General features: G+C 57.7%; 29 protein-coding genes. All 29 read right to left on the bottom strand.

Annotated elements, in window-relative coordinates; translation table 11 throughout:
• Positions 1–54: 54 nt before the first annotated feature.
• A complete protein-coding gene (gene rpsM / locus GKA01_RS04680; RefSeq protein ID WP_011251944.1) occupies positions 55–432 on the bottom strand; it encodes a 30S ribosomal protein S13 in 378 nt (125 codons plus the stop codon).
• Between the two features lie 215 nt (positions 433–647).
• The gene (locus GKA01_RS04675) at positions 648–1,229 is read right to left on the bottom strand and encodes an adenylate kinase (protein WP_146859716.1); all 582 of its coding nucleotides are present in this window, start codon (positions 1,227–1,229) and stop codon (positions 648–650) included.
• The gene (secY, locus tag GKA01_RS04670; RefSeq protein WP_146859713.1) at positions 1,226–2,599 is read right to left on the bottom strand and encodes a preprotein translocase subunit SecY; all 1,374 of its coding nucleotides are present in this window, start codon (positions 2,597–2,599) and stop codon (positions 1,226–1,228) included. Before secY ends, GKA01_RS04675 begins: the two co-directional genes overlap by 4 nt.
• 97 nt (positions 2,600–2,696) lie before the next feature.
• Complete coding sequence (rplO, locus tag GKA01_RS04665; RefSeq protein ID WP_146859711.1) at positions 2,697–3,185, bottom strand: 50S ribosomal protein L15; 489 nt, start codon at positions 3,183–3,185, stop codon at positions 2,697–2,699.
• Between the two features lies 1 nt (position 3,186).
• Positions 3,187–3,375, bottom strand: a complete 189-nt coding sequence (gene rpmD / locus GKA01_RS04660; RefSeq protein ID WP_011251948.1) for a 50S ribosomal protein L30 — start codon at positions 3,373–3,375, stop codon at positions 3,187–3,189.
• Positions 3,368–3,943: a 30S ribosomal protein S5 gene (rpsE, locus tag GKA01_RS04655; RefSeq protein WP_146859709.1), complete on the bottom strand. Its 576-nt coding sequence runs from the start codon at positions 3,941–3,943 to the stop codon at positions 3,368–3,370. Before rpsE ends, rpmD begins: the two co-directional genes overlap by 8 nt.
• Before the next feature lie 12 nt (positions 3,944–3,955).
• Positions 3,956–4,318 (bottom strand): 50S ribosomal protein L18, encoded by a 363-nt coding sequence (gene rplR / locus GKA01_RS04650; RefSeq protein ID WP_146859707.1) that lies wholly within the window; start codon positions 4,316–4,318, stop codon positions 3,956–3,958.
• Positions 4,318–4,854 (bottom strand): 50S ribosomal protein L6, encoded by a 537-nt coding sequence (gene rplF / locus GKA01_RS04645; RefSeq protein WP_146859705.1) that lies wholly within the window; start codon positions 4,852–4,854, stop codon positions 4,318–4,320. Before rplF ends, rplR begins: the two co-directional genes overlap by 1 nt.
• A gap of 10 nt (positions 4,855–4,864) precedes the next feature.
• On the bottom strand, positions 4,865–5,263 hold the full coding sequence (gene rpsH, locus GKA01_RS04640) for a 30S ribosomal protein S8 (RefSeq protein WP_011251952.1): 399 nt from the start codon (positions 5,261–5,263) through the stop codon (positions 4,865–4,867).
• A gap of 12 nt (positions 5,264–5,275) precedes the next feature.
• Positions 5,276–5,581, bottom strand: a complete 306-nt coding sequence (gene rpsN / locus GKA01_RS04635; RefSeq protein WP_011251953.1) for a 30S ribosomal protein S14 — start codon at positions 5,579–5,581, stop codon at positions 5,276–5,278.
• A gap of 132 nt (positions 5,582–5,713) precedes the next feature.
• Positions 5,714–6,277, bottom strand: coding sequence for a 50S ribosomal protein L5 (gene rplE / locus GKA01_RS04630; RefSeq protein WP_099286916.1), 564 nt, complete (start codon positions 6,275–6,277; stop codon positions 5,714–5,716).
• Positions 6,278–6,288: 11 nt separating this feature from the next.
• Entirely contained in the window at positions 6,289–6,609 is a 321-nt protein-coding gene (gene rplX / locus GKA01_RS04625) for a 50S ribosomal protein L24 (RefSeq protein WP_146859703.1), read from the bottom strand.
• The gene (gene rplN / locus GKA01_RS04620) at positions 6,609–6,977 is read right to left on the bottom strand and encodes a 50S ribosomal protein L14 (protein WP_011251956.1); all 369 of its coding nucleotides are present in this window, start codon (positions 6,975–6,977) and stop codon (positions 6,609–6,611) included. Before rplN ends, rplX begins: the two co-directional genes overlap by 1 nt.
• A 12-nt stretch (positions 6,978–6,989) precedes the next feature.
• A complete protein-coding gene (rpsQ, locus tag GKA01_RS04615; protein ID WP_146859701.1) occupies positions 6,990–7,262 on the bottom strand; it encodes a 30S ribosomal protein S17 in 273 nt (90 codons plus the stop codon).
• A gap of 13 nt (positions 7,263–7,275) precedes the next feature.
• Positions 7,276–7,509 (bottom strand): 50S ribosomal protein L29, encoded by a 234-nt coding sequence (gene rpmC, locus GKA01_RS04610; RefSeq protein ID WP_062029304.1) that lies wholly within the window; start codon positions 7,507–7,509, stop codon positions 7,276–7,278.
• Positions 7,509–7,925, bottom strand: coding sequence for a 50S ribosomal protein L16 (rplP, locus tag GKA01_RS04605; protein ID WP_011251959.1), 417 nt, complete (start codon positions 7,923–7,925; stop codon positions 7,509–7,511). Before rplP ends, rpmC begins: the two co-directional genes overlap by 1 nt.
• Positions 7,926–7,982: 57 nt before the next feature.
• A complete protein-coding gene (gene rpsC, locus GKA01_RS04600) occupies positions 7,983–8,660 on the bottom strand; it encodes a 30S ribosomal protein S3 (protein WP_011251960.1) in 678 nt (225 codons plus the stop codon).
• Between the two features lie 3 nt (positions 8,661–8,663).
• Entirely contained in the window at positions 8,664–9,092 is a 429-nt protein-coding gene (rplV, locus tag GKA01_RS04595; RefSeq protein ID WP_011251961.1) for a 50S ribosomal protein L22, read from the bottom strand.
• A 2-nt stretch (positions 9,093–9,094) separates the two neighbouring features.
• The gene (rpsS, locus tag GKA01_RS04590; protein ID WP_011251962.1) at positions 9,095–9,373 is read right to left on the bottom strand and encodes a 30S ribosomal protein S19; all 279 of its coding nucleotides are present in this window, start codon (positions 9,371–9,373) and stop codon (positions 9,095–9,097) included.
• Positions 9,374–9,389: 16 nt separating this feature from the next.
• Positions 9,390–10,220, bottom strand: coding sequence for a 50S ribosomal protein L2 (gene rplB / locus GKA01_RS04585; protein ID WP_011251963.1), 831 nt, complete (start codon positions 10,218–10,220; stop codon positions 9,390–9,392).
• Positions 10,221–10,236: 16 nt separating this feature from the next.
• On the bottom strand, positions 10,237–10,533 hold the full coding sequence (locus GKA01_RS04580; RefSeq protein WP_194265815.1) for a 50S ribosomal protein L23: 297 nt from the start codon (positions 10,531–10,533) through the stop codon (positions 10,237–10,239).
• A 41-nt stretch (positions 10,534–10,574) separates the two neighbouring features.
• Positions 10,575–11,189, bottom strand: a complete 615-nt coding sequence (gene rplD / locus GKA01_RS04575; protein ID WP_011251965.1) for a 50S ribosomal protein L4 — start codon at positions 11,187–11,189, stop codon at positions 10,575–10,577.
• Positions 11,190–11,200: 11 nt separating this feature from the next.
• Positions 11,201–11,884 carry a 50S ribosomal protein L3 gene (gene rplC, locus GKA01_RS04570; protein ID WP_146859697.1) on the bottom strand — a complete coding sequence of 228 codons (684 nt, stop codon included), beginning with the start codon at positions 11,882–11,884 and terminating at the stop codon, positions 11,201–11,203.
• A gap of 10 nt (positions 11,885–11,894) precedes the next feature.
• On the bottom strand, positions 11,895–12,203 hold the full coding sequence (gene rpsJ, locus GKA01_RS04565; RefSeq protein ID WP_007282720.1) for a 30S ribosomal protein S10: 309 nt from the start codon (positions 12,201–12,203) through the stop codon (positions 11,895–11,897).
• A gap of 120 nt (positions 12,204–12,323) precedes the next feature.
• The gene (gene tuf, locus GKA01_RS04560; RefSeq protein WP_146859695.1) at positions 12,324–13,514 is read right to left on the bottom strand and encodes an elongation factor Tu; all 1,191 of its coding nucleotides are present in this window, start codon (positions 13,512–13,514) and stop codon (positions 12,324–12,326) included.
• A gap of 115 nt (positions 13,515–13,629) precedes the next feature.
• Positions 13,630–14,106, bottom strand: coding sequence for a 30S ribosomal protein S7 (gene rpsG, locus GKA01_RS04555; RefSeq protein WP_011251968.1), 477 nt, complete (start codon positions 14,104–14,106; stop codon positions 13,630–13,632).
• 12 nt (positions 14,107–14,118) lie between these two features.
• Positions 14,119–14,490: a 30S ribosomal protein S12 gene (gene rpsL / locus GKA01_RS04550; protein WP_011251969.1), complete on the bottom strand. Its 372-nt coding sequence runs from the start codon at positions 14,488–14,490 to the stop codon at positions 14,119–14,121.
• A 378-nt stretch (positions 14,491–14,868) separates the two neighbouring features.
• The gene (gene rpoC, locus GKA01_RS04545) at positions 14,869–19,188 is read right to left on the bottom strand and encodes a DNA-directed RNA polymerase subunit beta' (RefSeq protein ID WP_146859693.1); all 4,320 of its coding nucleotides are present in this window, start codon (positions 19,186–19,188) and stop codon (positions 14,869–14,871) included.
• A gap of 80 nt (positions 19,189–19,268) precedes the next feature.
• On the bottom strand, positions 19,269–23,441 hold the full coding sequence (gene rpoB, locus GKA01_RS04540) for a DNA-directed RNA polymerase subunit beta (RefSeq protein WP_146859691.1): 4,173 nt from the start codon (positions 23,439–23,441) through the stop codon (positions 19,269–19,271).
• Between the last annotated feature and the right edge of the window lie 76 nt (positions 23,442–23,517).

The following is a 23,517-nucleotide window of genomic DNA, read 5'->3' as shown; positions in this document are numbered from 1 at the left end:
AGAGGTCGTCCTAAAAGTTTAACGAAAAACGTCGATAAGAGAATCAAGCGCGGATTAGCGCGTGACCTTCTTCTTGCCTGCAATCGCAACCGCCTTGCCCTTACGGGTACGGGCATTGGTATGCGTACGCTGACCGCGGACCGGAAGGCCACGACGGTGACGGAGGCCGCGGTAGCAACCGAGATCCATCAGACGCTTGATGTTCATTGCTGTCTCGCGACGCAGATCGCCTTCGACGCGCAGTTCGGAATCGATCAACTCACGGATCTTCACGATCTCATCGTCAGACAGCTCGTTGACGCGCTTGGCATCAGGGATCTCGAGCTTGTTGCAGATGGACTGCGCCGTCGACGGACCGATGCCGTAGACATAACGCAGGGCAATGACGACCCGCTTGTTGGTCGGAATGTTTACGCCGGCAATACGTGCCACGCCTGTTACTCCCATTGGTACGGCTCAGGACCGTACCAGACTGTTAAATCCCCGACCGAAGTCAGGTCATTGGTCTCGCAGCCCGACCCGTCACAAACCGATTCCGGAAAGCGACTGATGGTCTGGACCACACCTGTGTCGAGGGCGCGCAATATACTGCTGACCCTCACTGAGTCAAACGATACGGATCACTTTTCCGTGATACTTCAAAAAACTCAGACTTTCTGTCCCCCGCCGATAAGAACGTCCAGCGCTCTTCCGACGGTTTCGACATCTTTCATTCCGTCCACATGCAGCAGACGACCCGCCTTCTCATAGTAAGGCAGGATCGGCGCTGTCTGCTTTCGATAAACGTCCAGACGCGCACGCACGACATCCGGGTTGTCATCCGGACGACGGCTACCATCTTCTCCGCGTCGGCTTGCGATTCGCTCCACCAGTTCGTCTTCATCAACGTCCAGCAGGATCACAGCGTCGATAGTCAGATTACGGTGGGACAACATGGTATCCAGAGCTTCCGCCTGACTTTCCGTACGTGGAAAACCATCCAGAATGAATCCACGTGCACAGTCAGTCTGGGCGATGCGATTCTCAATCATGGCGATGATAATTGGATCAGGAACAAACTGACCCTTTTCCATGATCGCCTTGGCTTCGTTACCGATCGTCGAGCCGGCAGCGACCTCCGCACGAAGCATATCGCCGGTGGAAATCTGCTTGAACCCATAAAGCGTCTCCAGGCGCTTGGCCTGGGTACCCTTGCCCGCACCGGGCGGACCAAGAAGAATGATGTTCATCGACGACGTACTCCCCCCTGTATTCCGCTACGGCTGCCGCGATTACGCTGCTTGCGGATCAGTCCAGAATACTGATGCGCCACCAGATGGGACTGGATCTGTGTCACCGTGTCGATCGTAACCGAAACAATAATGATCAGACTCGTGCCCCCGAAATAGAATGGGACGTTATATTTGCTGATCAGAATCTGCGGCAGCAGACATACGACAACCAGATAAAGCGCACCGATCGCCGTCAGTCGGGACAGAATCCGGTCGAAATAGGTCGCCGTATTGGCACCAGGACGGATACCAGGAATGAAGCCCCCCTGCTTACGCAGATTTTCAGCCGTCTCCTCGGGATTAAAGGTGATCGCAGCGTAAAAATAGGAAAAGAACAGGATCATTGCGGCGTAGAACAGCATGTAAAGCGGCTGTCCCTGCCCAAGCTGCTGACCAAGAACGGAAAGCCAGCCTGGCATCGAGTGCCCGCTCATGAAACCAGAAATGGTGACAGGAATTAGCAGAACCGACGACGCAAAGATCGGAGGAATAACGCCTGCCGTATTCACCTTCAGCGGCATATGGGTCGAGTCACCACCGAAAATACGGTTACCCACCTGACGCTTGGGATACTGGATCACCACACGACGCTGAGCCTGTTCCATGAATACGATAAAGCCGATGACGGCAATCGCCAGAACAAGGAAAATAACCACGAATATCGGAGACAACGCGCCCGTGCGGCCTAGCTCAAAAAGACTGGCCAATGCATGAGGAAGATTGGCGACGATACCGGCGAAGATGATCAGGGAGATCCCGTTTCCCACGCCCCTCGACGTGATCTGCTCTCCGAGCCACATGAGGAACATCGTACCGCCGACAAGTGTGACAACACACGAGGCGATAAAGAACATTCCCGGTGCAACCACGGCGCTGGCACCATGCGCGGTCATGTTTTCAAGCCCGACCGCAATGCCATATGCTTGGAACAAGGCAATGAAGACTGTCAGGTAACGCGTGTACTCATTGAGTTTTTTACGACCTGCCTCCCCCTCCTTCTTCATGGCTTCCATGGAAGGAAGTGCGGTGGATAGCAGCTGAATAATAATCGATGCACTGATGTAGGGCATGATATTCAGCGCAAACACGGCCATACGCCCCAGAGCACCACCCGTGAACATGTCAAACATGCCCAGAATACCACCCTGGTGCTGGGCAAGAAGCTGCCCCATCACCGTCGCATCCACACCAGGTACCGGAATATAGGTACCAAGCCGATAAACAATCAGCGCACCAAGCGTAAACCAGATACGCTTCTTGAGTTCGGTCGCCTTGGAAAACGAACTCATATTGAGATTGGCGGCGAGCTGCTCTGCTGCGGAAGCCATCCACCTGTCCTTTCATGAAAACAGCGTCGCCGCACTGAAGCACGGGACGCTGTTCACTATCCAATCCTATTCCGGGAAAAACCCCAGAAAGGAGAACTCAAGCCTCAGCCTGAGTTTCCTTCTTGACTTCGAGTACCTTGACGGTACCGCCGGCCTTCTCGACGGCGGCAAGAGCCGCAGCGGAAGCACCGGCAACTTCGATGGTCACGCCATGCGAAAGTTCGCCATGCGCAAGAAGACGGACACCAGCCAGCTTGCTGCCATTAACGAGACCAGCCTTGCGGAGAGCCTCTTCATTGACAGTCGAGGCCTTGTCCAGCTTGCCGCTTTCGATGGCCTTGGAGATGGCACCAAGATTCACCGGAGCATATTCCTTGCGGAAAATGTTCACAAAGCCACGCTTCGGCATACGACGGTACAGCGGAAGCTGACCACCCTCGAAGCCGTTGAGGGAAACACCCTCACGTGCCTTCTGACCCTTGACGCCACGACCCGACGTCTTGCCCTTGCCAGAGCCGATGCCGCGCCCAAGACGCTTCTTGCGATAACGAGAACCCTCGTTGTCACGCAGTTCGTTAAGGTTCATTTCAACCCTCCACCTTGATGAGGTGGGCAACCTTGCGGATCATGCCACGGACGGCCGGAGTATCCTCCAGCGTACGCGTGGAACCAATTCCACGCAGACCAAGACCCGTGATGGTCTCAGCCTGGCCCGGCTTACGACCGATCACCGAAGCGATCTGCGTAACCTGGACGGTCTTGCCGTTCTCAGCCATTTGTCACCTCCACTTCCGTCTGGCCCTGCTCGCGCTTACCAAACAGTTCAGCGGCTTTCTTGCCGCGACGGGATGCAACATGACGCGGGCTGCTGGCCTTTTCGAGGGCAGCAAACGTTGCCTTGATCATGTTATGCGGGTTCCGCGTTCCCAGGCTCTTGGCCACGACGTCATTGACGCCCAGGCTTTCGAACACTGCACGCATCGGACCGCCAGCAATGATACCCGTACCGGCTTCGGCCGCACGGACAACAACCTTGCCAGCCCCGTAGTGACCGAACGTATCGTGATGAAGGGTACGCCCCTCCTTCATCGGTACGCGGATCATCGTGCGCTTCGCGCGCTCGGTTGCCTTGCGGATCGCCTCGGGAACTTCACGGGCCTTGCCCGCACCGTAACCAACGCGTCCCTTCTGGTCGCCAACAACCACGAGGGCAGCGAACGCAAAACGACGACCACCCTTCACGACCTTGGCGACACGGTTGATGGTTACAAGCTTGTCGACCAGATCATCGCCCTGCTCGCGCTCACGACCACCACGGCCGCCTTCTCTTGGCTCACGTGCCATGTGTGATCCTCCTTAGAACGAGAGTCCGCCCTCACGGGCAGCCTCTGCCAGGGCTTTGACCCGGCCATGATACAGATAAGAGCCGCGATCGAACACGACGGTCTTGACGCCAGCCGCCACGCCACGTTCGGCAATCAGCTTGCCGATAACCGTAGCCGCGGACACATCGGCACCGGTCTTGCCAGCGTCGCGAAGCGTCTTCTCCAGCGTGGAGGCGCTGGCGAGTGTACGGCCCTGTGCATCGTCGATGATCTGGGCGTGAATGTGCTTGCTGGAACGGAAGACCGACAGACGCGGCCGGCCGCCGCTCTTGCGACGAAGCTGGAAGCGCAGCCGCTGACGGCGGCGTTCCTGCAATCCTTGCTGCGTTGCCATTACTTCTTCTTACCTTCCTTGCGACGCAGAACCTCGGTCTCGTACCGAACGCCCTTGCCCTTATAGGGCTCCGGCTTGCGGAAGCTGCGAATATCGAGCGCAACCTGACCAACACGCTGCTTGTCATTGCCTTCAACGACAATCGCGGTCGGACGCGGAGTGGTGATCTTGATGCCTTCCGGAATCGGATAGACAACATCGTGCGAGAAGCCGAGGTTCATCACCAGATTGGAACCCTGAACAGCAGCACGGAAACCCGTACCCTGAATTTCAAGGCCTTTGGTGAAACCGTCAGAAACACCCTTGACCGTATTGGCGATCAGAGCACGGGTCGTTCCCCACATGGTCCAGTTTTCGCGGGAGCGACGACCGACAGGAGCGACGGAGACGTTGCTGCCTTCGATCTTGACTTCCACATGGCGGGAAACCGGCACGGTCAGTTCACCCAGCTTGCCCTTGGCCTTGAAGACGCCATCAGCAAGAGAAACCTGCACGCCAGCCGGAACTTCGACGGGATATTTACCTACGCGAGACATGCGATCCTCCTTAGAAGACGCGGCAGAGGACCTCGCCGCCAACGTTGGCAGCGCGAGCCTCGACGTCCGACAGGACGCCACGCGGGGTGGACAGGATCGACACACCAAGGCCGGCATAAACGCGCGGAAGTTCCTTGATCTTCGAGTAGACGCGACGGCCGGGCTTGGAAACGCGATGGATTTCCTTGATGACCGGCTGGCCTTCTACATACTTCAGCTCGATACGGAGCTGTGCAACACCCTTGCGGAGCTCTTCAGCAGCAAAGCCACGGATGTAGCCTTCACGCTTCAGGGCTTCCAGAACGCTTGCGCGCAGCTTGGATGCAGGCGCAACGCAGACAGCATGACGGGCACGCTGTGCATTGCGGATCCGGGTCAGCATATCGCCCAGTGGATCAGACAAAGACATTCGATCTACCCTTTACCAGCTCGACTTGACCATACCAGGAATCTGGCCGGCGGAGGCAAGATCACGCAGAGCAATACGGCTCAGTTCGAACTTGCGATAGTTGGCACGGGGGCGACCAGAAAGCTTGCAACGCAGACGGACGCGCGTTGCGGATCCATTGCGCGGCATCTGGGCCAGCTTAAGGGTCGCATCAAAGCGGTCTTCAACCGACAGTGTACGATCCTTGATGATGTTCTTGAGAGCGGTCCGCTTTTCCTTGTCGCGCTTCACCAGGGCAGCGCGATGGTTATTACGGTTTACCGCTGAGACCTTCGCCATCTCGAATTTTCTCCCGGAACCTGTCAGGCCTATCCCGACGGTTTTCCAATCAGCGTGTCTATAAAGGAAAGCGGCCTTCCAATGGAAGGCCGAATCCTGATTTTAACCGTGATCGGTCTGAAAAATTATGGATCAGCCGTTGAACGGCAGATCAAAGGCCTTCAGCAGGGCCTTTGCTTCAGCATCAGACTTGGCGCTGGTCACGAAGATGATGTCCATGCCACGAACGGCATCGATCTTGTCATATTCGATCTCAGGAAACACGATCTGTTCCTTGATGCCCATGGCGAAATTGCCATGTCCATCAAAACCCTTGTTGGCCGGCAGGCCGCGGAAATCGCGGATACGCGGCATGGCGATCGTCACCAGACGGTCAAGAAACTCGTACATACGGGCACGACGAAGCGTGACCTTACAGCCAATGGGCAGACCTTCACGGATCTTGAAGCCTGCAATAGCCTTGCGAGCAAGGGTCTTGACGGGCTTCTGACCGGAAATCACAGTCATTTCCGCAAAAGCGGCATCAAGCTTCTTCTGATCACCGGCGGCCTCACCAACGCCCATGTTCAGCACGATCTTCTCGAGCTTGGGAACCTGGAGTTCGTTGGCATAACCAAACTGCTCGCGAAGCTGCTTCTTCAGCACATCTTCGTAACGCTGATGCAGACGCGGCAAAGCGTTCTTCTGTTCGCTCATTGTTGCGTTCCTCAGCCTTCGATCACTTCGCCGGTTGCCTTGGCAACACGAACCTTGCGACCGTCTTCCAGAATGCGGAAGCCAACACGCGTCGGCTTGCCACTCTTCGGATCAACCAGCTTCAGGTTGGAAAGATGGATCGGCATTTCACGCTCGATGATTCCACCTTCTCCGCCTGCGCGGTTGGGCTTCGTGTGACGCTTGGCAATAGCCACGCCGCGCACAACAGCCTTTTCGGCCTTCGGCATCACAGCGAGAACTTCGCCGCGAACGCCACGGGACTTGCCGGAGAGGACCAGAACCTGGTCACCCTTTTTGATACGAGCAGCCATTACAGCACCTCCGGAGCCAGCGAGATGATCTTCATGAACTTACGCGCACGCAGCTCACGAACCACCGGACCAAAGATACGCGTACCAATCGGCTCCTGCTGCTTGTTCAGAAGAACAGCAGCATTTTTGTCGAAGCGGATGGCGGAGCCATCTGCACGACGAACCGGGTAGGAGGTGCGAACGATAACGGCCTGATGGACGTCACCCTTCTTCACCTTGCCGCGGGGAATTGCTTCCTTGACGGACACGACAATGACGTCGCCGACCGAGGCGGTCTTCCGCTTGGAACCGCCCAGCACCTTGATGCACTGCACCCGACGTGCGCCCGAGTTATCGGCGACGTCCAGGTTGGTCTCGGGATGAATCATGTGCCTACCCCCTTATGCGCTGACGGAAGAGGAGACTGAAGTCAGCTCCTCGCCGTTGCGCGACACGACAGACCACGTCTTGCGCTTGGAGATCGGTGCGCATTCTTCGATGCGAACCAGATCACCCGTCTGGCAGACGTTTTCTTCGTCATGAGCCGCGTACTTCTTGGAGCGGCGAATAAACTTCTTGTAGAGCGGGTGCATGATCCGACGATCAACAAGAACGGTAACCGTCTTGTCCATCTTGTCGCTCGTGACCCGACCCGTCAGGACGCGCCTTGGCATCGTCCGTCTCCTCTCAGGACTTAGCGGCGGACGTTTTGGCGCCCGCACGGTTCTTCGATGTGTGAGCCAGTGTCTTGATACGTGCAACTGCACGGCGCACGACCTTGACGCGGCTTGTGTTCTCCGACTGCCCGGTGGCAGCCGAAAAACGGTGGTTGATCTGTTCGCGCTTGAGATCGAGCAGAAGAGCATTCAGCTCGTCCTCACTCTTCGCGCGCAGATCGGCAGGCTTGTACGTGTCGGCCATTACGCGTCTCCGATACGCTGAACGAACTTGGTCTTGATCGGAAGCTTTGCAGCACCCAGGCTCAGGGCCAGCTTGGCGACCTCAGGCGGAACGCCTTCGATCTCGAACAGGATACGACCCGGCTTGACACGTGCGGCCCAGTACTCGGGGTTACCCTTACCGGAGCCCATACGCACTTCTGCTGGCTTTGTCGAGACCGGAGTGTCCGGAAAGATACGAATCCACACGCGACCGGCACGCTTCATTGCACGCGTGATCGCACGACGAGAGGCTTCGATCTGGCGAGCGGTAATCCGCTCCGGCTCCAGAGCCTTCAGGCCGAAGGCACCGAAGTTCAGCTGGGTTCCGCTTTTCGCCAGACCGTGAATGCGGCCCTTGTGGGCCTTACGAAACTTTGTCCGCTTCGGGGAAAGCATGTTGTTAAATCCTCAAATCAGCACCAGCAAAGGAACTGTGAGCTTTCGCTCACAGCCTTAGCGCTGGGGAGCCTGCTCCGCAGCACGGCGATCCTGTGCCAGCGGGTCATGAGCCAGGATCTCACCCTTGAAGATCCATACCTTCACACCGCAGGTACCATACGTTGTCTTGGCGGTTGCCGTACCGTAATCGATATCGGCGCGAAGCGTGTGCAGGGGAACGCGTCCCTCACGATACTTTTCAGCACGAGCGATTTCAGCACCACCCAGACGTCCACCGCAGGTGATCCGGATGCCCTGGGCACCCAAACGCATTGCGGACTGGATTGCGCGCTTCATCGCGCGACGGAATGCAACGCGACGCTCCAGCTGCTGAGCAATATTCTCGGCAACGAGAGTGGCGTCGATTTCCGGCTTGCGGATCTCGACGATGTTCAGCGCCACATCGGTCTTCGCCATACGGCTCAGTTCCTTGCGGAGCGCGTCGATGTCCTGACCCTTCTTACCGATTACGACGCCCGGACGGGCAGCGTAGATCGTCACGCGGGGCTTCTTTGCCGGACGCTCAATAACAACGCGGGACACGCCTGCGCCGGAAAGCTTGCGACGCAGGAATGCACGAAGCTTCAGATCTTCATGCAGCAGACGTGCGTAGTCTTGACCAGCGTACCAGCGGCTGTCCCAGGTACGGTTGACACCGAGCCGAAGCCCGATCGGATTGACCTTGTGTCCCATGGATCAGGCTGCCTTCTGCTCTTTGTTGGTTCCGCGAGACGGCTTCGTCTCTTCCGGTGCTTCCGCACGCTCGGCAACAACAATCTTCAGGTGGCTGAAGAACTTCTCGACCCGAGCGGAACGACCACGGCCACGAGCGTGGAACCGCTTCATGACGATGGACTTGCCAACTTCTGCCGTCTTGACCACCAGTTGATCGACATCGAGCTGGTGGTTGTTCTCAGCGTTGGCCACGGCGCTCTCAAGAGTCTTCTTGACCTGCTGCGCGATACGACGACGCGAGAAGGTCAGAGCGGCGATAGCCTTGTCAGCCGGCTGGTTACGGATCATGGCCGCAACCAGGTTCAGCTTGCGCGGGCTGACGCGGATATTGCGGGCAACAGCCTGCGCTTCCGTGTCAGCGAGCGTGCGGATGTGCTTCGGCTTGCTCATTTTCAGCCCCGCTTCGACTTCTTGTCAGAGCCATGACCGGTGTAAGTCCGCGTCGGTGAGAACTCACCGAACTTGTGACCGACCATGTTCTCCGTGACCTGCACAGGCAGGAACTTGTGACCATTATAGACGCCGAACGTAAGTCCAACGAACTGTGGAAGGATCGTCGAACGACGCGACCAGATCTTGATCACTTCGTTACGACCCGAAGCGCGGGACGCTTCAGCCTTGCCGAACAGATACCCGTCAACGAACGGGCCCTTCCAGACGGAACGTGCCATCTCTGTTTGCCCCCTCTTACTTGCCGGACTTACGGCGACGGATGATCAGACTATCCGTCTTCTTGTTAACACGCGTCTTGTAACCCTTGGTCGGAACACCCCACGGCGTAACCGGATGACGGCCACCAGAGGTACGGCCTTCACCACCACCATGCGGATGGTCGACCGGGTTCATGACGACACCACGGTTATGCGGACGACGTCCGAGCCAGCGGGAACGACCGGCCTTGCCCATGTGCTGGTTCATGTTGTCCGGGTTGGACACGGCGCCAACGGTTGCCATGCATTCACCGCGAACAAGACGCAGCTCACCGGACTGCAGCTTGACCTGTGCGTAACCAGCGTCCTTGCCAACCAGCTGGGCATATGTGCCAGCGGAGCGGGCCAGTTTGCCACCAGCGCCCTGCTTCAGCTCAATGTTGTGCACGATCGTTCCGACCGGCATTGCACCCAGCGGCATGGCGTTGCCAGGCTTGACGTCCGTGTGGGCGCCGGAGATGACGCGATCGCCAACCTTCACGCGCTGCGGAGCAAGGATGTAAGCGAGCTCGCCATCTTCATACTTGATCAGCGCAATGAACGCCGTGCGGTTCGGATCGTATTCGAGACGCTCGACAGTTGCGGCCACATCGAACTTGCGACGCTTGAAGTCGACATAACGATAGGACTGCTTGTGCCCGCCGCCACGGAAGCGAACGGTGGTACGACCGTGATTGTTACGGCCGCCCGACTTGTTCTTGCCTTCCGTCAGCTGCTTGACCGGCTTGCCCTTAAAAAGCTCGCTGCGGTCAATCAGCACGGTGCCGCGTGTGCTCGGCGTCGTGGGATTAAAGTGCTTGAGTGCCATGGTATCCTACCCCGCGTCAGCCCAGCTTGGCCGTAAGATCAATGGACTGACCTTCGGCAAGCTGCACATACGCCTTCTTGATGTCCGAACGACGGCCGGGACGACCCTTGACGCGCTTGAGCTTGCCCTTCTGCACCAGCGTGTTCACGCCGGTTACCTTCACGTTGAAGAGCTTCTCAACCGCGGCCTTGATCTGAGGCTTCGTCGCACCGGGAGCGACCTTGAACACCACCTGGTTCCGCTCGGAAAGAAGCGTCGCCTTTTCGGTGATCAGCGGTGCACGGATCACGTCGTACAGGGCTTCCTGCGACATGTTCTGTGCCGTCTTGTGTGCGTTCATGACGGTATTGGTGGTCATGCCAGACGCTCCTTAAGACCCTCAAGGCCGGCGCGGGTGATGACCAGCACGTCGTGGTTGAGGATGTCATAGACGTTTGCACCAATGGTCGGCAGAACGTCGATCTTCGGCAGATTGGCGATCGCGCGAGCAAACTGCTCGTCAACGGCACCATCAACGATCAGCGCAGACGTCCAGCCCAGAGCCTTGATCTTCGCTGCGGCTTCACGGGTCTTGGTGACACCGTTGGCTGCATCAAGAACGATCAGCTTGCCCTCAGCTGCCTTCTGCGACAGGGCGCAGATCAGGCCAAGACGACGAACCTTCTTGGGAAGGTCATAGCCGTGGTCGCGAACAACCGGACCATGGACAACACCACCCGTACGGAACTGCGGCGCGCGCAACGAGCCCTGACGGGCAGAACCCGTGCCTTTCTGGCGGTAAGGCTTCTTGGTCGTGCCAGAAATCTCACCCATGCCCTTCGTACGATGCGTACCGGCGCGGCGCTTTGCGAGCTGCCAGTGTACAACACGTGCCATGATGTCAGAGCGCGGAGTAACCGCGAAAATCTCTTCCGGAAGCGCGACAGAGCCTGCGCTACCGTTATCGAGGGTCTTGATATCGTATTCCATGCCCCTCGTCCTCAACCGGCGACCGCCACTGTTGCTGCCGGATACGGCGCATCAGCATGGCGAGCCTTCTTGATTGCATCGCGAATCAGCACAAGGCCGTTCTTCGCACCAGGAATTGCACCCCTGACCATAATCAGGTTTCGCTCTTCATCCACGGCAGCGATCTCAAGGTTCAGCGTGGTAACACGCTCGTCACCCATGTGACCTGCCATCTTCTTTCCCTTGAAGACCTTGCCAGGATCTTGGCGCTGGCCTGTAGAACCGTGGGAACGGTGGCTGATGGAGACGCCGTGGGACGCTTCGAGACCCGCGAAGTTATGACGCTTCATAACACCCGCGAAGCCCTTGCCCTTGCTCTGGCCCGTGACGTCAACTTTCTGCCCCACAACGAAGTGCGCAGCGGACAGCTTGGTTCCAGCTTCCAGCAGGGCGTCTTCAGAGACGCGGAACTCCGCCAGATGCTTCTTTGGCTCGACCTTGGTCCGGGCAAAATGGCCACGGTTCGCCTTGGTGACATTCTTCACCTTAGCATTACCAAGTCCGAGCTGAATGGCGGTATAGCCGTCGCGCTCGTTCGTGCGGGCATCCACAACCTCGACATTGTCAAGGTGAAGGACCGTCACAGGCACATGCGTGCCATCTTCCTTAAACAGCCGGGTCATTCCCAGCTTCTTTGCAATCAATCCGGTTCGCATCGTCTGGACCTTAGAGTTTGATCTCGACATCCACGCCAGCGGCGAGGTCGAGCTTCATGAGGGCGTCCACGGTCTGCGGGGTCGGCTCGACAATGTCGAGCAGCCGACGGTGAGTCCGAATTTCGAACTGTTCGCGGCTTTTCTTATCCACGTGTGGCGAGCGGTTCACTGTGAACCGTTCGATATGCGTCGGCAGCGGGATCGGACCCCGAACCCGCGCACCCGTACGCTTCGCCGTGTTTACGATCTCCTTGGTGCTGTTGTCCAGCACGCGATGATCGTACGCCTTAAGGCGAATGCGGATGTTCTGGTTGTCCATGTTCTTGTTCGTCCAACTCAAAAATTCGGGTGTCGTCCTACTGCCATTGCCCCTGAAAGGGAACCCCGGTCAGAAAAAATCTGACCGGGGCTGTCAAAGCCAACAGCTAAACGCAGGACTTTAGGCGGTGATGGAAGAAACCACACCGGCACCCACGGTACGGCCACCTTCGCGGATAGCGAAGCGCAGGCCTTCGTCCATGGCGATCGGAGCGATCAGCTCCACGTCCATGGCAACGTTATCACCCGGCATGACCATTTCCGTGCCTTCCGGCAGCGTCACGACGCCCGTGACGTCGGTAGTACGGAAATAGAACTGCGGGCGATAGTTCGTGAAGAACGGCGTGTGACGACCGCCCTCTTCCTTCGTGAGGATGTAAGCCTCAGCCTTGAAGTTCTTGTGCGGCGTGATGGAGCCGGGCTTTGCCAGAACCTGGCCACGCTCGACGTCTTCACGCTTCGTGCCGCGAACCAGCGCCCCGATGTTGTCACCGGCTTCACCGCGATCGAGCAGCTTGCGGAACATCTCAACGCCCGTAACGGTCGTCTTGATGGTGTCCTTCAGGCCGACGATTTCGACTTCGTCACCCACGTTGACAACACCACGCTCGACACGCCCCGTGACAACCGTACCACGACCCGAGATCGAGAACACGTCTTCGATCGGCATCAGGAACGGACGGTCAACCGGACGCTCCGGCTGCGGGATGTAGGCGTCAACCTGCGTCATCAGCTCGAGAACGCGATCTTCACCGATTGCTGCGTCGCCATCTTCCAGCGTCACAAGAGCAGAGCCCTTGACGATGGGGATATCGTCGCCCGGGAACTGGTAGGAAGACAGAAGTTCACGAACTTCCATTTCCACGAGCTCGAGCAGCTCCGGATCGTCAACCTGGTCAACCTTGTTCAGGAATACAACCAGAGCCGGAACGCCGACCTGACGGGCGAGCAGGATGTGCTCACGCGTCTGCGGCATCGGACCATCAGCAGCGGAAACGACGAGAATCGCGCCGTCCATCTGAGCCGCACCCGTGATCATGTTCTTCACGTAGTCAGCATGGCCCGGGCAGTCGACGTGAGCATAGTGACGGTTGGCCGTCTCGTACTCAACGTGAGCCGTGGAAATGGTGATGCCACGAGCGCGCTCTTCAGGAGCCTTGTCGATCTGGTCGTAGGCGCTGAACGTTGCGCCGCCGGTCTTTGCCAGCACCTTGGTGATTGCAGCAGTCAGCGAGGTCTTGCCGTGATCGACGTGACCGATGGTGCCGATGTTGCAGTGCGGCTTCGTCCGCTCGAATTTAGCCTTTGCCATCGTCTTTCTCCAAAACCCCGCCCCACCTGGAACGGGAGTAAGACTGAAAGTTCAAACCAGCCAGTGCCCGATCACAAGATCGGGACACCGCCGGAAGCCCTTTAACCGGTTCTGATTACCAGCGATAGTGGCTGAATGCCTTGTTGGCTTCAGCCATGCGGTGCGTGTCTTCGCGCTTTTTGACAGCGGAGCCACGGTTGTTGACTGCATCCATCAGTTCGTTGGACAGACGCTCCTGCATCGTGTTCTCGCCACGCTTGCGGGAGGCATCGATCAGCCAGCGGATCGCAAGCGCCTGACGACGCTCGGCGCGGACTTCGACCGGAACCTGATAGGTTGCGCCACCGACGCGACGCGAGCGGACTTCAACCGCAGGCTTCACGTTGTCCAGAGCCGAGTGGAACATGGCCACCGGATCTGCAGTAGTGCCGCCGCGACGGCGCATGACTTCAAGCGCACCGTAAACGATGCCCTCGGCAGTGGATTTTTTACCATCATACATCAGCGCATTCATGAAGCGCGTGATGACGACGTCTCCGAACTTCGGATCGGGAAGGATCTCGCGCTTTACAGCGCGGTGACGGCGACTCATTCCAAATACCTCTTACTTCGGACGCTTCGCGCCATACAGCGAACGACGCTGACGACGCTTGGCGAGACCCTGTGTATCAAGCACACCACGCAGGATGTGATAACGGACGCCAGGAAGATCCTTCACACGGCCACCACGGATCAGAACAACACTGTGCTCCTGAAGGTTATGACCTTCACCCGGAATGTAGCTCACGACCTCATACCCGTTGGTCAGACGCACCTTAGCGACCTTACGCAGAGCGGAGTTCGGCTTCTTCGGCGTTACGGTATACACACGCGTGCAAACGCCGCGCTTCTGCGGGCAGCCCTGCAGTGCGGGGACCTTGTTCCGCTTTGCGGCCGGCTCACGGCCGTTCGCGATCAACTGGTTGATGGTCGGCATGCGCCCTTCCCAATCCTTGTCCTATTTCAGGCATCGACATTGCTGCCGCCACCCTGACATTTGTTCCAACCGACATGCGGTAGGACCGCCTGCCATTTCCACATCGTGAAAAGGAAACAGCACAAACTGTTCCCTTCTCTCTTCAGCTTGCGGCCTTGGCATCTGCTTCCTGCGAAGAAGAGCGGCACCACATGCGATTCTTTTAACTCTTTTGGCTTTCTACGCCTTCCAGGAAGGCAGGAGCCGTGGGCGCGGAACCTACGGACGGTTCAGCGCCAAGTCAAGTAGTTCAGCCAAATTCACCCGATTCTAAAGCAAAAGTTTGTAGAATCGGATTTAACGGATCCCCGCGCTCTTCCAAGGCAGGGATCCGTTGCATCACTCGGCAGCGTCTTCCACAGCCGTAGGAGAGGCCCCCCCCACACGCTGGCGGTCCTGGCTTGCGGCAATACCCCGCAGACGGTTCATTACACTTCCCGTCCCCGCCGGAATCAGACGCCCGACGATCACGTTTTCCTTCAGACCGTTCAGCGTATCGACCTTCCCCGACGTAGCTGCATCCGTGAGGACACGGGTCGTCTCCTGGAAGGACGCGGCCGAGATGAAGGACTGTGTCTGCAGGGAAGCCTTGGTGATGCCCTGCAGAACCGGCATGGCCTTCGCAGGCGTGTCCCCGTTCTCCATGAGACGCTGGTTCTCACCTTCGTACTCGATACGGTCCACGGTCTCACCGATCAGGTAGGTTGAATCACCCGGCTCAAGGATTTCCACCTTCTGCAGCATCTGACGAACAATGACTTCGATATGCTTGTCATTGATCTTCACGCCCTGCAGTCGATAGACGTCCTGGATCTCGTTCACGAGATAGTCGGACAGAGCCTCGACACCCATGACCTTAAGAATGTCATGCGGTACTCGGGGACCATCGACCAGCGGATCGCCCTTCTGAACAAAATCGCCTTCCTGAACGGAAACGTGCTTGCCCTTCGGAATAAGGTACTGGGTCTCTTCGCCCGTATCGTCATTCTTGACGATGACGCAACGCTTGGACTTGTAATCCTTCCCGAATTCGATGCGGCCTTCACCTTCGGCGATGATCGCATGATCCTTCGGACGACGCGCTTCGAAGAGTTCGGCCACACGTGGCAGACCACCGGTAATATCACGGGTCTTGGAGCCTTCGCGAGGAATACGGGCCAGCACGTCACCAGCGTTGACCTCCGCTCCATTCTCCACAGACAGAATACTGTCAGGCGAGAGGAAGTAGCGGGCGTCATTACCATTGGCGAGCTTGACAACGTTACCCGACGCGTCTTTGAGCTGCAGACGCGGACGCAGATCCACGCCTTTCGCTGCCTGCTTGTAGTCAACGACGACTTTCGAGCTCAGACCGGTGACCTCATCCATGCGCTCAACAAGCGTGATGCTGTCGATCAGGTCGAGATACTCGACGGTACCGGCCTGCTCGGTGATGATCGGCAGGGTGTACGGGTCCCACTCGGCCATCTTCTGGGTCCGCGTCACCGCTTCGCCTTCCGAGACCATCAGACGTGCACCGTAAGGCACACGGTAGCGGGCACGTTCCACACCGTTCTCGTCAGTCAGCAGGATTTCGCAGTTACGCGACATCACAACCAGAACTTTCTGAGAATTCTCAACCACGTTGCGGTTACGGATGGTCACGATGCCATCGCGGGACGCTTCAACAGTCGACTGTTCTGCGCCTCGCGTCGCCGCACCACCGATATGGAAGGTTCGCATCGTCAGCTGCGTGCCAGGCTCACCAATGGACTGTGCAGCAATAACACCTACGGCCTCACCGATGTTGACTGGCGTACCACGCGCCAGATCACGGCCATAACAGTGACCACAGATCCCAACACGGCTATCACAGGTCAGAACAGAGCGGATATCCACGCTTTCGACACCAGCCTTCTCGATAAGCTCAGCTTCGGCTTCCTCGATCAGCGTATTGCGCGGCAGGATGACATCCTGCGTCACCGGATGGATGACATCCTTGGACAACGTGCGACCCAGAATACGCTCGGACAGGGACGCAACGACTTCGCCGCTATCCATGACCGCACGAACCGTCAGGCCACGTTCCGTACCGCAATCCGGCTCAACGATGATGCAGTCCTGCGCCACGTCGACGAGACGACGCGTCAGGTAACCCGAGTTCGCGGTCTTCAGCGCCGTATCCGCGAGACCCTTACGGGCACCGTGGCTGGACGTGAAGTAATCGAGAACCGACAGGCCTTCCTTGAAGTTCGCGATGATCGGCTGCTCGATAATCTCGCCCGAGGGCTTCACCATCAGACCGCGCATACCGGCAAGCTGCTTCATCTGTGCCGGCGACCCACGGGCACCGGAGTGGCTCATCATCCAGACCGAGTTTGTCGGTTTTCCGATGACCTGTTTGGAGATCTCCTTGAGCATCGCAGCCTGGACTTCGTCCGTGCAGCGAGACCAGGCATCGACCACCTTGTTGTAGCGCTCGCCAGCCGTGATCAGACCGTCCTGATACTGCTGCTCGAACTCCTTGACCTCTTCCGAAGTCTTGCCGACCAGCGTCGCCTTGGCTTCCGGAATGATCATGTCATCCTTACCGAAGGAAATGCCGGCGCGGGCCGCATGACGGAAACCGAGCCCCATCAGTCGGTCACAGAAGATCACGGCTTCCTTCTGACCACAGTGACGATAGACCGTATCGATAACGTCCGACACGTTCTTCTTGGTCAACTGCTTGTTGATCAGGCTGAACGGAATGGCCTGATGCTTCGGCAGTATCTGCGCAATCAACGCACGCCCCGGCGTCGTCACGATCGTCTGACGAACGGACTTGCCGTCTGCATCGATCGTCGGCAGACGCAAACGGATCTTGTCATGCAGCTTGAGCGAGCCCGAAAGCATGGCGCTTTCGATCTCGGCCACATCCGAATAGGCCGGCGGAGCAGCCGTGACGACCTTGCCATCCTTGATGACAGCCTCGTCCGGCGTTTCGCGGTATTCCGGAACTTCAAGGCTCAGGTAATACAGGCCCAGAACGATATCCTGGGACGGAACGATGATCGGCTTGCCGTTCGCGGGGCTGAGGATGTTGTTCGTGGACATCATCAGCACGCGGGCTTCAAGCTGGGCTTCAAGCGACAGCGGCACGTGAACAGCCATCTGATCGCCGTCGAAGTCAGCGTTGAACGCGGTGCAAACAAGCGGATGAAGCTGAATGGCCTTGCCTTCGATCAGCGTCGGCTCGAACGCCTGGATACCCAGACGGTGCAGCGTCGGCGCGCGGTTCAGCATGACCGGATGCTCGCGGATTACCTCTTCGAGGATGTCCCAGACTTCCGGACGCTCTTTTTCCACCATACGCTTTGCAGCCTTGATGGTGGTGGCATGACCATACTTCTCAAGCTTCGAATAAATGAAAGGCTTGAACAGCTCGAGCGCCATTTTCTTCGGAAGTCCGCACTGATGCAGCTTCAGTTCCGGACCAACCACGATGACAGAACGGCCGGAATAGTCGACGCGCTTTCCGAGGAGGTTCTGACGGAAACGACCCTGCTTGCCCTTCAGCATATCGGACAGCGACTTCAGCGGGCGCTTGTTGGCACCCGTGATGGCGCGGCCGCGACGGCCGTTGTCGAACAGAGCGTCAACAGCTTCCTGGAGCATGCGCTTTTCGTTGCGGACAATGATGTCCGGCGCACGCAGCTCAATCAGCCGCTTCAGACGGTTGTTACGGTTGATGACGCGACGGTACAGGTCGTTCAGATCGGATGTGGCGAAACGACCGCCATCAAGCGGCACCAGCGGACGCAGTTCCGGCGGAATGACCGGAACGATATCCATGATCATCCAATCCGGACGCGAGCCGCTTTCTACGAAGGCTTCAACCAGCTTCAGACGCTTGACGAGCTTCTTGCGCGCAGCTTCCGAGGTCGCCTTGCGCAGCTTCTTACGCATCATGGTTTTTTCGGAATCGCCCTCCATGACATCGGCGTCATAGTCGAACGGATCCGGGAGGCCCTTTTCCTTCGCCGCAAGGCTCAGCTCACGTTCCTGATCGTTGGGAAGCCCCCAGTCATAGCTTGACAGGGCGCGCTTGATGGCTTCGGCACCGATGCCGACGTCGATGCCCGCATCGGGATATTCATCAAGCAGGTCTTCGCAGCGGATTTCGTCCAGCAGGTACTGATCGCGCTTCTTGCCGTTCTTGTAGGAATCGATCTGGTCGGATTCACAGACGCCCTTGTCGAGCACCAGGAACTTCTCGAAATACAGAACCGGCTCGACGTCCTTGAGCGGCAGATCCAGCATCGTGGCAATGCGGCTCGGCAGGGACTTCAGGAACCAGATATGCGCAACCGGGGATGCCAGTTCGATATGGCCCATGCGCTCACGGCGCACCTTGGCTAGCGTGACTTCCACACCGCATTTTTCGCAGACAATACCGCGGAACTTCATCCGCTTGTACTTGCCACAAAGACACTCGTAGTCCTTGATCGGACCAAAAATACGAGCACAGAACAGGCCATCACGCTCAGGCTTGAACGTCCGGTAGTTAATGGTCTCCGGCTTCTTAATTTCGCCGTAAGACCATGACCGAACCTGCTCGCTGGATGCGAGCTGGATCTTGATCTGGTCGAAGGTCACCGACTGGCCGGTCTGACCCAGGATCTTCATGAGTTCGTTCATGCGCCGAAACCCCAATGTGTTCCGCGGCGCACCGCGGACACCTTAAAAATGAACCGTAGCGAGGAGGAGGGAGCGGGCAATTAAAGCCCGCTCTGCTCGAGTTCGACATTCAGGCCGAGCGACTTCAGTTCCTTGATCAGAACGTTGAAGCTTTCCGGAATGCCGGCTTCGAAATCGTCCTGTTCGCGAACGATTGCCTCATAGACCTTGGTACGGCCAGACACGTCATCCGACTTCACCGTCAGCATTTCCTGCAGCGTGTAGGCTGCACCATATGCTTCCAGGGCCCACACTTCCATTTCACCAAAGCGCTGACCACCGAACTGCGCCTTACCACCCAGCGGCTGCTGCGTGACGAGCGAGTAAGGACCGATCGAACGGGCATGGATCTTGTCGTCAACAAGGTGATGCAGCTTCAGCATGTAGATGTAGCCGACCGTTGTCTTACGCTCGAACAGTTCACCTGTACGACCGTCAATCAACTGCGACTGGCCGGACTTGTTCACGCCAGCCTTCTCGAGCATCTCTTCGATGTCGGGAATGGAAGCACCATCGAACACCGGCGTTGCAATCGGCAGACCCTTGCGAAGGTTGTTCGCAAGCTCGATCAGCTGCTCATTCGGCAGCGTCGCGATGTCGTCATTGAAGACCACGTCTCCATAGACGTCATGCAGACGATCCAGCAGTTCCTGCTTGCGCTCACCCGTCCGCTGATACTCGTCCACCATCTCGCCAATGCTTGCGCCGATATTCGCACAGGCCCAGCCCAGATGGGTCTCGAGAATCTGACCGATGTTCATGCGCGACGGCACACCCAGCGGGTTCAGAACGATATCGACAGCCTGACCGTTCTCAAGGAACGGCATGTCCTCAACGGGAACAACGCGGGAAACAACACCCTTGTTACCGTGACGACCGGCCATCTTGTCACCGGGCTGAAGCTTACGCTTCACGGCAACAAAGACCTTGACCATCTTCATCACGCCAGGTGGCAGTTCGTCACCGCGCTGAAGCTTCTCGACCTTGCTATCGAAGCGCGCATCAATCCGGCGGGTCGCTTCCTTGAACTCACCACGAAGCTTTTCGAGCTCCGCCATGACGTCGTCGGACGTGACCGTAATGCTGGCCCAGGTCGCGCGGTGATGCTCGTCCAGGACCTCTTCCGTGATCGGCGTACCCGAACGGAGGCCCTTGAAACCTGCGCCGGCCGTCTGGCCCACCAGACGTTCACGGAGACGGTTATAGAAGCTGCGCTCCTGAATACCGCGCTCGTCATCGCGATCCTTGGTGAGGCGCTCGATCTCGGCGCGCTCGATCGCCATGGCGCGCTCGTCCTTGTCCACGCCACGGCGGGAGAAGACGCGAACGTCGACAATCGTGCCAGTCGTGCCGGGTGGCAGCTTCAGGGACGTATCACGGACGTCGGAAGCCTTTTCACCAAAGATGGCGCGCAGAAGCTTTTCTTCCGGCGTCATCGGGCTTTCACCCTTCGGCGTCACCTTACCAACGAGAATGTCACCCGGGTTCACTTCCGCACCAACATACACAATGCCGGCTTCGTCGAGGTTGCGCAGGGCTTCCTCGCCGACATTTGGAATGTCACGCGTGATTTCTTCCTGACCCAGCTTCGTATCACGGGCCATGACTTCGAATTCTTCGATATGGATCGAAGTGAAGACATCGTCACGTGCAATACGTTCGGAGATCAGAATCGAATCTTCGAAGTTGTAACCATTCCAGGGCATGAACGCGACGAGCACGTTACGACCCAGAGCCAGTTCACCAAGCTCGGTGGACGGACCATCCGCAATGATATCACCCGCATGAACAGTGTCACCGACCTTCACCAGTGGACGCTGGTTAATGCAGGTGGACTGGTTGGAGCGCATGTACTTGCGCAGACGATAGATATCCACGCCCTGTGTAGCGCCAGCCTCGTCCGTGGCACGAACAACGATACGTGCACCGTCGATCTGGTCGATCACACCGCGGCGCTTGGCCACGATGGTCGCACCGGAGTCATGTGCAACAGCGGCTTCCATGCCGGTACCGACCAGCGGGGCATCAGCCTTCACCAGCGGCACAGCCTGACGCTGCATGTTCGCGCCCATCAGTGCACGATTGGCGTCATCGTTCTCAAGGAACGGAATGAGCGCGGCAGCCACGGAGACAAGCTGTTTTGGCGAAACGTCACAGGCTGTGACCTGCTCAGGCGGCACGACGCGGAAATCGCCCGAACGACGAACAGAAACGAGTTCATCCGTCAATCGACCTGCATCGTCCTGCTTGGCATCAGCCTGAGCAACAACGAGCTTCTCTTCTTCCATGGCGGAAAGATATTTCCAGCCATCCTGAAGAACGCCCTCTTCCACCAGACGATACGGCGTCTCAATGAAGCCGTACTTGTTCACCTTCGCATAAGTCGACAGCGAGTTGATCAGACCGATGTTCGGGCCTTCCGGCGTCTCGATCGGGCAGATACGACCGTAATGCGTCGGATGGACGTCACGAACCTCGAAGCCTGCCCGCTCGCGGGTCAGACCACCTGGACCAAGCGCCGAAAGACGACGCTTGTGTGTCACTTCGGAGAGCGGGTTCGTCTGATCCATGAACTGGCTAAGCTGCGAGGAACCGAAGAACTCACGCACCGCAGCCGCAGCCGGCTTTGCGTTGATCAGGTCATGCGGCATGACCGTATCGATATCGACCGAGCCCATACGCTCACGAATAGCACGCTCCATACGAAGCAGACCAACGCGATACTGGTTTTCCATCAGTTCGCCGACAGAGCGGACACGACGATTCCCGAGATTGTCGATATCGTCGATCTGACCGCGCCCGTCTTTGAGGTCGACCATTATCTTGATCGTACGCAGGATGTCTTCTTTACGCAGAACACGGAGGGTGTCCGGTGCGTCGACATCAAGACGCATATTCATCTTCACACGACCGACGGCCGACAGGTCGTAACGGCTCTGGTCGAAGAAGAGACCATGGAACATGGCTTCCGCCGTTTCCTTGGTCGGCGGCTCACCCGGACGCATGATGCGATAGATATCGATCAGGGCTTCGTCGCGGCAGCTGTTCTTGTCGGCGGCCAGCGTATTACGGATCCAGGGGCCATGCGAACCGTCAACGGACAGCAGCGGAAGCTCCGTGATGCCCATTTCCTCAAGAGCAGCGAGACGATCTTCCGTCAGTTCCTCGCCCGCCTCGCCGTAAATCTCACCCGTGTTCTCGTTGACGAGATCATAGGCCAAGAAACGACCGAGGATATCGAGACGACCAACCTGCACGACGCGAGTCTTCTCAGCGATCTTGCGAACCATGCGCGCGGTCAGCTTCGCATCGGCTTCGGCAACCACCTCACCCGTATCGGCATCGACCAGCGGGCTGAGCAGCTTCAGGCCTCGGAACGCATCGGGATCGAACGGACGGGCCCATTCGCCACCCAGACGGGTGAACGGAACCGTCTGATAGAAGTAGGACAGGATTTCATCCTGATCCATACCGCGAACATCAAGGCTATCGACGTCGCCGCCTTCAGAAATTTTTTGAGCACGCTGCGCGAGATAGTTGGCACCTTCAAGCGCATAAAGGAGCGTCGTGACCGGCAGCTTGCGCTTACGGTCGATGCGGACATAAATCAGGTCCTTGGCGTCAAACTCAAAGTCGAGCCAAGATCCACGATACGGAATGACGCGGGCGGCAAAAAGATATTTGCCCGAAGAATGCGTCTTGCCCTTGTCGTGATCAAAGAACACGCCCGGGCTACGATGCATCTGCGAGACGATGACACGCTCGGTACCGTTGATGATGAAGGTGCCGTTATCAGTCATGAGCGGCATGTCGCCCATGTAAACCGGCTGTTCCTTCATGTCGTGGATCGAACGCGAACCAGTGTCCTCGTCGATGTCCCACGTTGTCAGACGAAGAATAACCTTCAGCGGCGCTGCATAGGTCAGACCGCGCTGAATGCACTCTTCGACATCATATTTCGGATCTTCGAATTCGTAGGACATGAAGTCCAGACGGCCGCGACCCGCAAAATCGTTGATCGGGAAAACCGAACGGAAAACTTCCTGAAGCCCGGCATCCTGCCGACTGTCAGGACTCACGTTCATCTGCAGGAATGCCTCATAGGAGGCGCGCTGCACGTCGATCAAATTGGGCATCGGCGCAATTTCGGGAATACGCCCGAAACTTTTGCGGATCCTTTTGCGTCCCGTGAACGATTTGGTGATCGCGTTCATCTCTTCTGCCCTCTGCACCAGACCTTCGAGTCGCCCGTAAACGGCATTGGGGAAACTAGCCCCAGCATTGCGGACG

This window comes from Gluconobacter kanchanaburiensis NBRC 103587, assembly GCF_007988905.1.
Lineage (GTDB): Bacteria > Pseudomonadota > Alphaproteobacteria > Acetobacterales > Acetobacteraceae > Gluconobacter > Gluconobacter kanchanaburiensis.
The sequence above is the reverse complement of the archived record's forward strand: the minus strand, read 5'-3'. Positions and strand labels throughout refer to the sequence as shown.